Here is a 12,393-nt window from a genome sequence, read left to right as displayed (position 1 = left end):
TCCCCGGCCGCGCCGCTCGCCTCCCCGGCCGCGCCGCTCGCCTCCCCGGCCGCGCCGCTCGCCGGGCCGCCCGCCCCCGCCGGCGGCCCGGGCGCCGGCGCACGCCGCAGCATCGCGGGCCACCGCGCTCGACGCTCGCCGACCGCGTCGCCGATCACGAGCGCGCGCGCGAGCAGCCGCGGGTCGCGCCACGCGCGCGACAGCACGCGTCGAACGTCCGCCACCGGGCTACGCCTTCGGCTCGCCGCCGCCGGGTGTGCTCAGCGACTGGCGCATCTCCGTGTCGGCCATCAGGTTCTTCATGTTGTAGTAGTCCATCACGCCGAGCCGGCCGGCGCGCAGGGCCTCGGCCATCGCCAGCGGCACCTGCGCCTCCGCCTCGACCAGCTTCGCCTTCATCTCGGCGATCTTGGCCTTGTTCTCCTGCTCGAGCGCGACGGCCTGCGCGCGCCGCGCCTCGGCGCGGGCCTGCGCGACCTGCTTGTCGGCCTCGGCCTGCTCGGCCTGCAGCTTCGCGCCGACGTTCGCGCCCACGTCCACGTCGGCGATGTCGACCGACAAGATCTCGAACGCGGTGCCGGCATCCAAGCCCTTGGCGAGCACGGTCTTGGAGATCGTGTCGGGATTCTCGAGGACCTGCTCGTACTTGTCCGCGGAGCCGATCGTGGACACGACGCCCTCGCCGACGCGCGCGAGCACCGTCGCCTCGCCGGCGCCGCCGACCAGCCGGTCGAGGTTCGTGCGGACCGTGACCCGTGCGATGCACAGCAACTGGATGCCGTCCTTGGCCACGGCCGACACCTTCGGCGTCTCGATGACGCGCGGGTTCACCGACATCTGCACCGCCTCGAACACGTCGCGGCCGGCCAGGTCGATCGCCGCCGCCCGCTGGAAGTCGAGATCCATGTTGGCCTTGTCGGCAGAGATCAGCGCGTTGATCACGTTGTTGACGCGCCCGCCGGCGAGGTAGTGCGCCTCGATCCAATCGATCGGCACGTCGAGCCCGGCCTTGACCGCGCTGATCCGCGCGCCGACGACCACGTCCGGCGGCACGCGGCGCAGGCGCATGGCGATCATCGTGAGCATGCTCACGCCGGCGGCCGTCGCCTTCGCCGCGATCCACAGCCGTACCGGCACCATGTACAGGATCAAGATGACGAACAGGACGGCCGCGCCGCCGCCGACGATCAGGGGCCAATTCAGATCAATCGTCGTTCCCACTGCATTCCTCCGTTTGCGCCAGCGGTTCTACCACCACGCGCGCTCCCTCGACGCGCGCGACCCGGATTTTCGTGCCGCGCTCGACGTACTGTCCGTCGGTGATGACGTCGACCGGCGCCCCGTCGATCTCCGCGGTGCCGGACGGCCGCAGATCGCTCACCGCGACGCCCTCGCGCCCCGTGAGACGCGCGAGGGTCGGCCGCGCCGCCCGCCCGGTCGTCGCCGACTCGAGCACCATCGCCCTGCCCGCCGACGTTCTCGGAAACAACCACAACAACACACCGCCGGCGCACGCGCCCGCCACCACGGCGACCGCCGCCGACGCCGGCGACAGCTCGTGATACGCGAACCACACCGAGCCGATCATCGCCGCGGCGCCGAGGACGCCGACGACGCCAAACCCGGGGATGACGAATACCTCGATCGCGAGGAGTGCGAGCCCGAGCACCATGAGACCGATCACGACCAGTGCAGCCGTCATGCCACCTCCCCGTCGCGCCGCGGGCGGACCACCACGTAAAACGATTCGCGCCGCACGACCTGCACCGGCGTACCGGCCTCGATGTAGCCGGTCTCCGCGCGGGCGTCGTACCGCTTGCCGGCGATCGCCACCTTCCCGGCGGGGCGCAAGTCCGTGGCGGCCGTGCCGACCGCTCCGACCAACGCCTCCGCCGCGTCGCCCGCGCGGTCGGCGGCGCGCGCGTCGATGCGCGCATCGAGCATCAAGCCGCGGCCGAGCCGCGTGTCCGGCAAGAACTTGAACGCCGCCACGGCCAGCGCGACGGTGGCGAGAATCGACCCGAACACGGTCGACAGCGCGCGCGACACGTAGCCGGCCTCCCACTGGACCGCGAAGTCGACCTTGTCGAAGTCGATGAGCCCCAGAAATAGCGACACGAGCACGAGCAACAACCCGGCGACGCCGAATACGATGTGGCCGGGCACGACGAACTCGACGACGATGAGCCCGACGCCGGCCAGGAACAGCAACACGTCCTCGATGCCGGCCAGGTCGACGACGTGGTGGCCGAAGAAGAACAGCGCGAGACACGTGCCGCCGAGTCCGAGCGCGATCGGCGAGCCGCCGGTGTACAGGCCGATCATGATGCCGAGCATGCCGAGCGACATGAGCACGGCGGAGATCGTCGAACTCGACAGCCAGCCGGCCAGCTTTTCGGCCCAGCTCCACGACTTGCGGATCACGGTGTACGGCCTATCGTCGCCGCCGTAGCCGAGCCCCGCGAACACGTCGTCGAGGTGCTTGGCCTCGAAGCTGGCGATGCCCCAGTCGAGCGCGAGCTTGCCGTCGAGCGTGAGCGTCTTGCCCTTTTCGTCGAGCCCGGGCACCTCCGCGTCCGGATCGACCATCGCCTCGGCGATGTCGCCGTTGCGGCCGCGCGCCTCGGCGGTCGCGCGCATCTCCTGGCGCATGTACGACACGACCTTCTCGCCGACCGGCTGCATGTCGCCGCCCTGGCCGACCTGCACCGGCGTCGCGGCGCCGATCGTCGACCCGGGCGACACGACGATGACGTCGGCCGCGAGGGAGATCAGGGCGCCTGCCGAGATCGCGCGCGGGTTGACGTAGGCGACCACGCGCGCGCCGCGGTCCTCGGCGTGCAACAGCGCGTCCCGGATCGCGACGGCTGCGTCGACGCGGCCGCCGAACGTGTTGATGTCGAGCACGAGAACGTCGCCGGGTTCGAGCGCGCCGGTGACCCGCTCGATGAACGCGGCCATGCCGAGGCTGACCTCGTCGTGCAGTTTCACGACGACGAACCGCGCGCGGTCCGGCAGGTTGTCGGGCAGCGGAAACGGCCCGGGCGGCGCGACGCCGTCGGCGCGAGCGCCGGCGTCCCCGGCCGCGCCCTCCGCCGGGCGGCCGGCCGCCGGCTCCCGACCGCCGGCGGCGCGTGGCGACTCGACCGGAGCGACCTCCCCCGGCGGCAGCGCCCGCGGCTTCGTCCCCTCGTCCCCCGGCGGGCCGGCGGCCGGTGCCGCCGCGGCGCCGCCGGACGACGGCGCGAGCAGCGCGAGCAGCGCGCCCGCGATCCACCACGACTTCCTCACGGCGTGTATGTAGCAAACTTTGCAGCCGTGGCGGCGCACAATCGGCGGAACCACGCGGCGCCGGCCCGCGCGACCTGCTACGCTATCGAGATGCCGACGCTGCGGATCGCCATCGCCGGGCTCGCGGCGCTGATCGCGTCGTGGACCGCGACGGCCCCGGTCGCGGCGCCGGCTGCCGGTGATGTCGATCCCGTTGCCGCCGTCACCGCGCCGTCGGGCGCGCTCGCGCCGATAGACGGCGCCCCGCTGCCGGCCGCCGACGACCTGGACGGCTCCGCCGATGACGTCGCGCCGCACCGCATCGCGCTGCCGGCGCCGCCGGCGGCCGCCGCGCCGCACGCACCGGCCGTGGTCCGCCGTCCGCCCCGCGCCGTCTTGCGGGTGCCCGTTCCTCCCCCGATCGCGCGCGCGGGTTGAAGCGACCGCGCCGGCCTCGCCGGCACGACGTTCCCCGCACCGAGGTGGCGCTGCCGCTGCGCCGCCAGTTCGCGCGCGGCGCCGGCCGCGCGCCCGCACCCCGCGAATGTTCGACACGGAGGATACTCATGGAAAGTTGGACCCAGCTCGTTCACGCCGTCGTCGGCGTCGGCGGCGCCGTCACGATCGTCGCGCTGCTGCGCCGAGCCGCATACCGCCAGCGCGACGCGCGCGCACGCGACGACAAGTAGCGCGGCCGCGACGGCGGCGCGCAGTGACCCGCGCGCCGCGCGGCCGCCGGGCCGCGCGGCCGCGCGGGCGCGCGCCCGCGGCGTCGCGACGCGATCGACCGGGCCCGGGCGCCCGCGTCAGCGCAGCAGCGCCTCGATCTCGCGCTGAACGGGAGTCGTGACCTCGACGCCCCGCGCGCCGACGTACACGTCGATCTCCGAGCGCACGCCGAAGTCCCCGCGCACGTAGATCCCGGGCTCGACCGAGAACCCGGCGCCGCGCACGAGCGGTCGCGTGTCGTGCGTCTCGTAGTCGTCGAGGTGCGCACCCGCGCCGTGTACGTCCGTGTCGATCGAGTGACCGGTGCGATGGATGAACTTGTCGCCGAACCCGGCGGCCGCCACGATCGAGCGCGCCTGCTGGTCGGCCTCGTAGCCGCGCACGACGCGGCGTCGCTTGATCCGCCCATCGATGAACGCCACCGTCGCATCGCGCGCCTTGGCGACGACCTCGAATGCCCGCACGTACCGGTTCGGCACGTCGGAGCCGACGTACGCCATCCACGTCATGTCCGCGTAGATGCCGCGGTCGACGTCGAGGCTCTTGGCCCACATGTCCACGAGCAGGAGGTCGCCTTCGCGGATGTGCGCGGCCGCCTCGCGCGTCGGGTAGTAGTGTGGGTCGGCCGCGTTGGCGTTCACCGCGACGATCGGCGGCTCCCCCTCGAGCCCGCGCACAGCGTATGCGCGGTACATGCGCTGTTGTAGATCCCACTCGGTCACGTCGCGCCCGGCGCGAACCTCCCGGGCGAGCCACGCCAACGCTTCCTTGCGGATTTGCACTAGATGATGCACGGCGACCGCGTGCGCCTTGCGCCCCGCGTCGCCCCAGATCGCTTTCGTGTACTGCACCAGGTCGGCCGACGACACGATCTTGACGCCGCCGACGCGGCGCACGCGCTCGAACGTCCCGGCGTCGACCCGCGACAGCGCGGGGATCGCCCCCTGCGGTGAGTACTCCATCGCGACCTTGCGCGAGCCGCGCAACAGTTCGCGCAAGCCAGCGTCGAGTTCGCGCCAACCGGCGTACTCGATCTTGCGGCCGGGCACGCGCGCAAAGTTGGCCGCCTCGATCTTGTGGACCAGCGCGACCGGCTGGCCTTCGGCCGGAATGAAATAGAACCAGCGTCGGGTCTGGTGCCCCTCCGGGCTGACGAGTTCTTGCGCGATCGGGTTCTGGCCGCGGAAGTCGTAGAGCAGCCAACCATCCAGACGTTGCACGGCCAACAACCCCTGAACCGCATCGAGGTCGATACGCGGGCGAGTCGCCCCCGGTTGGGCTGGTGCAGCCGCGGCCGGCGCCATCGCGAGCGCGGCCGCGGCCGCCGCCGTCAAAAAGGAGACGATGCAACTACGTGTCGTCATGCGGGCCTCCGTAGCGGGCGAACACGGTGCCGAGTTCCTCCACGATCTGTTGATGAATAGCACCGTTGGACGCCACCGCCTCCCCGGAAGCCGACGCGAACCGGCCGCCCGTGAGCGAGGTCACGACGCCGCCCGCCTCGCGGACGAGCACAGCGCCGGCGGACAGATCCCACGCGCGCAGTCGCGCCTCCCAGAACCCATCGACCATGCCACACGCCACCATCGCGAGGTCGAGCGACGCACAGCCCATGCGGCGGCACGCGCCCGCCGTCCGCTGCATGTGCTCCCACTCGCGAAAGTTGGCCCACCGGGCGGTGCCGCGGTCGTACGGGAAGCCGGTCGCGAGGACCGCTTGGCGCAGGTCGTCCACCGCGGACACCCGAACGCGCTCGCCGTTGCGGTACGCGCCGCCGCCGGCGCTCGCGAAAAACTCCCATCCGAGCGCGGGCGCGTGGACGACGCCGCACACCGGATCGCCGTCGACCTCAAACGAGATCGCCACGGCCCAAAACGGGATGCCGTGAGCAAAGTTCACGGTGCCGTCGATCGGATCGATCACCCAGCGACGGCCCGCGTCGACGTCGCCCGCCGCGCCGCTCTCCTCCGCCAGGCGTGGCACGTCCGGCGCCAGCGTCTCGAGGCGCCGCACGATCGCCTCTTCCGCGCGCGTGTCCCACTCGGTGACGAGGTCCTTGAACGACGACTTCGTGCGCACCTTGCCGACGTCGTCGACGCCCCGCAGGAGGTCCGCGGCCGCACGCGCCACCTCGCGCGCGATGTCCAGCGCGTCAGCCGCCTCGGTCACAGGTCCAGCCGCATCGTCCGCGGGCTCTTTCCGCGGAAATTGCGGAAAGTCGACGACTCGGCGACGGCCGGCGACACGGTCGCGACGTCGACGATGCGGAAGCCGAGCTTCTCCGCGAAGAAGTCGCTCGCCGTCTCGGGCGACACGAGATAAATCCGGCGCACGCCGCGGTGGCGCGCGTACTGAACCTCCGTGTCGGCCAGGATCCAGCCGTACCCCTGACCGCGGTGGCCCGGATGCACCGCGAGCGACCGCAGGATCGCATCCTCGCCGTAGATCTCGAGCCCGATGCAGCCGACGATCCCCGCCTCGTTGCGCAGCACGAGGAAGTTCTTGTAGTCGTCGTCGCGCAAGTCGGCCGAGTCGAGGCCGACGCGGTCGAGCAAGCGGCGGATGGCGGCGATGTCGCCGAACTGCGCGGGCATCACCGCATCGCCGAACGCCGCCAGCAGCTTGTCGTGCAGCCCGTCGAACGACCCGGAGCTGAGCACGGCGACGACGTCGCCCGGCCGCGCCTGATCCTGCACCCAGTCGACGATGGCGTCGACGTCTTCGATGTAGGCCGCCGTCGTCCCCTTGCGGTGCAGGTCGGCCGCGAGGCGCTCCGGGTCGAAGCGCTGGTCGGCGGGGATCTTGGACGGATCGTACAGGCGCCCGATCACCGCCATGTCGGCCAGTGCCAGGGCATCCGCGTACTCGCGCTGGAACGTCTTGCGGCGCGACGTCGCCGTCCGCGGCTCGTAGACGGCGAGCAGCCGGCGGCGCGGAAACCGCTGGCGCAGCGCCCGCAACGTCTCGGCGATCGCCGTCGGATGGTGCGCGTAGTCGTCGATGATGAACGTCCCCTGGGCGATGCCGCGCACTTCCTGGCGCCGCCGGACACCGGCGAAGCTGGCGACGGCTCGCCGGATCGTCTCCGGGTCGACGCCGACGGCGTGGGCCATCGCGATCGCCGCGAGGATGTTCTCGCAGTTGTGCGGCCCGAACAGGTTGGTCTCGACGTGGACGAACGGCTCGCCGTTGCGCGCGACCTGGAATGCGCAGCGGCCGCCCTTGAGCACTTCGAGGTCGGAGCCGAGCCAGGTCACCGGCGTGTCCGCCGCCGCCCGCCCCTCGAACGCATACGTGTCCACCTTGCAGGGCGCGGCCGCTGCGATCGCGACGGCCTCGGGCGACGACGCGCCCACGATCAGCACGCCGTCGGCCGGCAGCAGGCCGACGAACGCGCGAAACGCGGCGCGCACGTCGTCGAGCGACGAAAAGATGTCCACGTGGTCGAGTTCGACCGAGGTGAGGATCGCGATCGCCGGCTTGTAGTGGAGGAACTTCGACCCCTTGTCGAAGAACGCGCTGTCGTACTCGTCGCCTTCGAGGACGAAATCGCGCCCGCCGCCGAGCCGCCACCCGCGGCCGTAGCCGATCGGCACGCCGCCGACGAAGTACGACGGATCGCGCCCGGCCTCGATCAGGATGTTCGCGACCAACGACGTGGTCGTCGTCTTGCCGTGCGTCCCGGCGACGACGAGCGCGCGCCGGTCGGCCAAAAACTGGTCCTCGATGCACGCGGGAAACGAGGTGAGCGGCAGCCCTCGCCGCTGTGCCTCGACCACCTCGACGTTGTCGCGCGACAGCGTATTGCCGACCACCACGACGTCCGGTCCCCAGTCCAGGTTCTCCGGGGCAAACCCGATCGCCACGGGCACGCCGAGCGCCGCGATCTGGTCCCGCATCGGCGGGTACAGCGGCGCGCGGTCGGAACCGCGAACCTCGTGGCCTGCCTCACACAACAGCCCCGCGAGCGCACCCATGCCGGTGCCGCCGGCTCCTATGAGATGGAACTTCACGGCCGGGGCAGGCTACCGAGCACACCTCGCCGCGTCAAACCCGTTTGCTCCAGCCCGCCCCGGGCCGGTACACTGACTCGCATCCGGGCTGGGGGCATGCCGCGTGAGCGAGTCGGCCAAAAAAGAACGTAGAACCCACTTTCGCGGGCGGTCGCGGCCCGGCCGCCGCGTCGAGCTCGAGTTGTTCGTCGCCGCCGACCGGGAAGCCGAACCGATCCGCGCGTTTACGCGCAATATTGGCGTCGGTGGAGCCTTCATCGCGACCGACCGGGCGTTCCCGCCGGGGACCGAGTTGCGGCTGGTCCTCCACGTCCCCACCTCGGACCGCCCCATCGTCGTCGCGGCCGAGGTCCGCTGGCGGTCGGACGGCACGACCGAGGAACCCGGCCTCGGGGTCAAGTTTCACGAACTCGGCGTCGACGATCTGCTCGCGCTCAGCGAGTACTTCGCGTCGTTGACCGGAACCGAAGCCGCGCTCTAACGTCGAGGCAGATGACGTCCAACCGCCGCCGCGCGCCCCGCCACGAGACGCTGCTTCACGTCGCGCTGCACGTCGCCGCCAAGAGAGCACCGGCGGACGGAGTCCGCGGCGTGGTGTCGAGCCTGTCGCGCTCGGGGCTGTTTTGCGCCACCCCCGCCCGCGCGGCGGTCGGCCAAACGGTGCGGTTCGCCTTCACCAGCCCCGACGGCGTCGCCTGCGAGGCGGTCGGCTTCGTGATCGAAAACCGCGGCGAACTCGGCTTCGCGGTCGAGTTCCAGGGGGAGACGCGCGAGATGAAGGCGTTTTTCGATCGCGTCGAGCGCCTGTCGGCTGACGAGCGCTGGGCCCTGCTGCAGAGCATCGACGACGGCGTCATCGAGATCGTGTAACGACGGCCCGGCAGCGGGCACAGGAGATGGAGATGACGAACGACGGCATCACGGCTCGCCTCACGTCGCTGGCGTCCGCCACCAGAGAACTCGCCGAGCTGCTCGCGCACCATCCTGACCGGGTCGCGGACACGCTGCGACTGCTGCGCCGCAAGCTGCCGACGCTGCGCCGCGGGCTGCAAATCATCAGCAAGTCCGACAAGTCCGAAGTGCTGTCGATCGGCACCTACCTCGAGCGCAACGCCCGCGAGCGACCGGACGCGCCGGCGCTGCTGTACCTCGACCGCCGCTACACCCACCGCGAGCTGCACGAGTTGTCCAACCGCTACGCGAACGCGCTCGCGAACCTCGGCATCGGCAAGGGGGACGCGGTCGCGATCTTCGTCGAAAACCGCCCCGAGATGCTGCTGGCCGTCGCCGGCGCGGTCAAGCTCGGCGCGATCGCCGCGGTGATCAATACCAACCAGCGCAAGAAGGTGCTCGCGCACAGCTTCAGCCTGTGCAACGCCAAGGCGTACGTGATCGGCGCGGAGCTGTACGACGCATTTGCGGAGGTGCGCGCGCCGCTCCCCCACGCCACCGCCGACCGCGTGATGTGGATTCCCGAGGACGACCGATGCGACGCGCCGCGCGACGCGATCGACGCGCGCGACGCGCTCGACCGCGCGCCGGCCACCACGCCGGCGGCGATGGCGCGCGTGACCCTGGGCGACCCGTGTTTCTACATCTACACGTCGGGGACCACCGGGCTGCCCAAAGCGTCGATCATGAGCCACTTCCGCTGGGTCAAGGCATCGGCGGCGTTCGGCCTGCTCGCCCTCGACATGCGGCCCACGGACGTGATGTACGTGCCGCTGCCGTTCTATCACAACAATGCGCTCACCGTCGGCTGGAGTTCGGCGGCGGTGTCGGGCGCCGCGCTCGTGATGCGGCGCAAGTTCAGCGCGTCGAAGTTCTGGGACGACGTCCGCCACTATCACGCGACCTGCTTTTGCTACATCGGCGAACTGTGCCGCTATCTGATGAACCAGCCGGCCAGGCCGGACGACGCGGACAACCCGGTCACCAAGATCGTCGGCAACGGACTGCGGCCGGACATCTGGAAGGCATTCAAGCGCCGGTTTGGCATCGACGAGGTGTACGAGTTCTATGCCGCCAGCGAGGGCAACATCGCGTTCGTCAACGCGTTCAATCTCGACTGCACCGTCGGCTTTTGCCCGGCGCCGTACGCGATCGTGGAGTACGACGTCGACCGGGACGAGCCGGTCCGCGGACCCGACGGGTTCTTGCGCCGGGTGCCGCGGGGCGGCGTCGGCCTGCTCATCGGCGAGGTCACGGACAAGTACGCGTTCGACGGCTACACCGACCCGGAGGCCAGCGAAAAGAAGCTGCTGCGCAACGCGTTTCGCCAGGGCGACGTGTGGTTCAACTCGGGCGACCTGTTGCGCGACCTCGGGTTCCGCCACGCTCAGTTCGTCGACCGCGTCGGCGACACGTTCCGGTGGAAGTCGGAAAACGTGTCCACGAACGAGGTCGCCGAAGTCATCAACCAGTTTCCACAGGTCGACGAGGCCACCGTCTACGGCGTGGAGATTCCGCGGTGCGAGGGGCGCGCCGGCATGGCCGCCATCGTGGCGAACGTGCCGGTCGACGAGTTCGACTTCGCCGGGTTCGTCCGCCATATGCACGAACAGCTGCCGCCGTACGCCATCCCGGTGTTCTTGCGGTTCCGCCCTGCCCTCGACACGACGTCCACGTTCAAGCAGAAAAAAGGCGACCTCAAAAACCAGGGCTACGATCCGGCACAGACCGGCGAGCCGACGTTCGTCATGTTGCCGAAGACGAACGCCTACGTTCGGGTGACGCCGGACATCTTCAAGAACATCCAGGCGGGCGAATACCCGTTTTAGGCCCGGGCGCCCGGCATCGGCCCCGCCGTCCCGTGCCGCCGGGGGCGGCACGGCGCGCGAATCGCGTCCGGCGGCCGGCGCGGGCGCCCGGCGCGCGAATCGCGTCCGAGCCCCGCGCCTCCGCCGTGCGCGGCGCGGTCAGCGGCGGTCGTCGACCGCCACGACCTTGTCGACGCCCCACGGGCACCACTGCCCGAGGGACAGGAAGTCGGCCTTGTGGCTCTCGACGTACGACGGACAGGCGTCGCACACCTCGATCGTCACGTCGGCCCACGACGCGGTCGGCTCCACGTGCCAGCTCCACGCCGCGTCGCAGTCGGCTCCGTCGGCGAGTTGGAACACCGGCACGCGCGGCTGGCCGCCGTCGAGCTTGCTCTTCGCCTCGTCGATGAACGCATCGTCGGTCACCCACACCGTCACCGACTCGCCGCACGCCTCGAAGGTGACGAACGCGCCGCCGGTGCGCGCGTCGCATGCGTCCCCCGAGCACACGGATTCGTAGTCGTCGCAGCAGTCGCCGTAGTAGCTGCACAGTTCGTCGCACCAGCAGCCGCCGTCGGCGCTCTGGCCGCCGCAGCTGCCCTGGCACGACGGCCCCGGGACCGGGCCGCCGTTGGCCGCGAGGCACGCCTTGAGTTCGGGCGTCATCGTGAAGCCGCACTCGCCGGTGTCCTGAACCTCGCAGGTCGCCGTCTTGAAGCATGCGTACCACGGCAGCCACTCACAGGTGGACACGGTCGGCTCGGCCGCGCAGATCTGCCCCGAGCACCCCGTCTTGATGCACGTCGGCTGCGTCGGCTCCACGCAGATGCCCGCGCAGTCGGCTCCGCCCGCCGCCGGATCGCAGTCGTCGTTCGGGTCGTCGACGCACTCGAGGCCGTCCGGGCACGGCAGGTTCGCGAATCCGCCGCACGTCGGCTGCGTCGGCTCCACGCAGTGACCGATGCAGTCGGCCCCGCCGGCCGCCGGGTCACAGGTGTCGTAGGGGTAGTCGACGCACTCGAGGCCGTCCGGGCACGACAGGTTCGCGAATCCGCCGCACCACGTCGGCTTGCAGACGGCCTGATAGTCGTCGCAGCAGTCGCCGTAGGTCGTACACAGGTCGTCGCACCAGCAGGTGCCCGACGACGGGCCGCCACAGCGCGACTGGCCCGCCTCGTAGCAGCTGCCGACCAGATCGGCCTTGCCGAGCGCCCCGCGCTCCGCCGGCAACTCGCCGTCGCTCGCGCTGTCGCACGCCGCGTTCGCAGACAACAGCCACGCCGCCGCAACGGCCATGATTCGTCCATACCGCATGATAGGTCCTCCCGACTGGTTGAAAGGGGTCAGCTCCGCCCGGCCGACCAGCAAGCTGCGTACCGCCTCGGGCGTTTGCAAGTTTGCGGAATCACGCGACGAGGCGTCGGACGCGCCGGCTAGCCGAGTAGCCATCGGGGGCTTGTCGACTCGCCGGTAAGCGACGTTACGCCGCGCCCGCCCCGCCCCCGCGGCCCCGTGCGACCGAGGCCCGACAGGTCGCCGGCGGCGGCACGGCGCGCGAGTATGCCGCCGCGTGCGCCGGCGCGCCCGCGGCGGCATACTCGCGACATGGTGTGGTGGCT

12 protein-coding genes are annotated in these 12,393 nt (G+C 71.1%); 4 read left to right on the top strand and 8 right to left on the bottom strand.

Features of this window, described 5'->3' with window-relative positions; genetic code table 11:
• The 4 genes from D6689_07380 to D6689_07365 all read right to left on the bottom strand — a co-directional run.
• Positions 1–206, bottom strand: a 206-nt coding sequence (locus tag D6689_07380) for a hypothetical protein (GenBank protein ID RMH42717.1), incomplete at its 3' end; no start/stop codon positions are given.
• A 22-nt stretch (positions 207–228) separates the two neighbouring features.
• Positions 229–1,209 (bottom strand): UPF0365 family protein, encoded by a 981-nt coding sequence (locus D6689_07375; protein RMH42719.1) that lies wholly within the window; start codon positions 1,207–1,209, stop codon positions 229–231.
• Entirely contained in the window at positions 1,205–1,702 is a 498-nt protein-coding gene (locus tag D6689_07370; GenBank protein ID RMH42716.1) for a hypothetical protein, read from the bottom strand. The genes D6689_07375 and D6689_07370 overlap by 5 nt, the downstream gene beginning before the upstream one ends.
• Positions 1,699–3,291 (bottom strand): hypothetical protein, encoded by a 1,593-nt coding sequence (locus tag D6689_07365; GenBank protein ID RMH42715.1) that lies wholly within the window; start codon positions 3,289–3,291, stop codon positions 1,699–1,701. The genes D6689_07370 and D6689_07365 overlap by 4 nt, the downstream gene beginning before the upstream one ends.
• A 27-nt stretch (positions 3,292–3,318) precedes the next feature.
• Here D6689_07365 and D6689_07360 point away from each other — a divergent pair, with 27 nt between their 5' ends.
• Entirely contained in the window at positions 3,319–3,708 is a 390-nt protein-coding gene (locus D6689_07360; GenBank protein RMH42714.1) for a hypothetical protein, read from the top strand.
• Between the two features lie 368 nt (positions 3,709–4,076).
• Here D6689_07360 and D6689_07355 read toward each other — a convergent pair whose 3' ends face one another.
• The 3 genes from D6689_07355 to D6689_07345 are packed head-to-tail and all read right to left on the bottom strand — an operon-like array spanning position 4,077 to position 7,976.
• Positions 4,077–5,363, bottom strand: a complete 1,287-nt coding sequence (locus D6689_07355; protein ID RMH42713.1) for an aminopeptidase P family protein — start codon at positions 5,361–5,363, stop codon at positions 4,077–4,079.
• Complete coding sequence (locus D6689_07350) at positions 5,350–6,168, bottom strand: inositol monophosphatase (protein ID RMH42712.1); 819 nt, start codon at positions 6,166–6,168, stop codon at positions 5,350–5,352. The genes D6689_07355 and D6689_07350 overlap by 14 nt, the downstream gene beginning before the upstream one ends.
• The gene (locus D6689_07345; protein ID RMH42711.1) at positions 6,165–7,976 is read right to left on the bottom strand and encodes a GNAT family N-acetyltransferase; all 1,812 of its coding nucleotides are present in this window, start codon (positions 7,974–7,976) and stop codon (positions 6,165–6,167) included. The genes D6689_07350 and D6689_07345 overlap by 4 nt, the downstream gene beginning before the upstream one ends.
• 124 nt (positions 7,977–8,100) lie before the next feature.
• Between D6689_07345 and D6689_07340 the strand changes: the two genes are divergently transcribed.
• Genes D6689_07340 through D6689_07330 form a run of 3 tightly spaced genes read left to right on the top strand, consistent with a single transcriptional unit; the run spans position 8,101 to position 10,792 of the window.
• Positions 8,101–8,493: a hypothetical protein gene (locus D6689_07340; protein RMH42710.1), complete on the top strand. Its 393-nt coding sequence runs from the start codon at positions 8,101–8,103 to the stop codon at positions 8,491–8,493.
• An 11-nt stretch (positions 8,494–8,504) separates the two neighbouring features.
• The gene (locus D6689_07335) at positions 8,505–8,882 is read left to right on the top strand and encodes a hypothetical protein (GenBank protein RMH42709.1); all 378 of its coding nucleotides are present in this window, start codon (positions 8,505–8,507) and stop codon (positions 8,880–8,882) included.
• Between the two features lie 32 nt (positions 8,883–8,914).
• On the top strand, positions 8,915–10,792 hold the full coding sequence (locus D6689_07330; GenBank protein ID RMH42718.1) for a long-chain-acyl-CoA synthetase: 1,878 nt from the start codon (positions 8,915–8,917) through the stop codon (positions 10,790–10,792).
• A 138-nt stretch (positions 10,793–10,930) separates the two neighbouring features.
• Here the strand turns inward: D6689_07330 and D6689_07325 are convergent, their stop codons facing one another.
• Positions 10,931–12,370: a hypothetical protein gene (locus D6689_07325; protein RMH42708.1), complete on the bottom strand. Its 1,440-nt coding sequence runs from the start codon at positions 12,368–12,370 to the stop codon at positions 10,931–10,933.
• Positions 12,371–12,393: the final 23 nt, after the last annotated feature.

The organism is Deltaproteobacteria bacterium (assembly GCA_003696105.1).
Lineage (GTDB): Bacteria > Myxococcota_A > Polyangia > Haliangiales > J016 > J016.
This window is presented reverse-complemented; position numbering and strand designations above follow the sequence as displayed.

Coding starts and splice junctions, on each gene's coding strand:
- D6689_07370 (RMH42716.1), bottom strand. CDS start 1,702: ATGACGGCTGCACTGGTCGTGATCGGTCTCATGGTGCTCGGGCTCGCA.
- D6689_07330 (RMH42718.1), top strand. CDS start 8,915: ATGACGAACGACGGCATCACGGCTCGCCTCACGTCGCTGGCGTCCGCC.
- D6689_07325 (RMH42708.1), bottom strand. CDS start 12,370: ATGCCGCCGCGGGCGCGCCGGCGCACGCGGCGGCATACTCGCGCGCCG.
- D6689_07355 (RMH42713.1), bottom strand. CDS start 5,363: ATGACGACACGTAGTTGCATCGTCTCCTTTTTGACGGCGGCGGCCGCG.
- D6689_07345 (RMH42711.1), bottom strand. CDS start 7,976: ATGGGTGCGCTCGCGGGGCTGTTGTGTGAGGCAGGCCACGAGGTTCGC.
- D6689_07335 (RMH42709.1), top strand. CDS start 8,505: ATGACGTCCAACCGCCGCCGCGCGCCCCGCCACGAGACGCTGCTTCAC.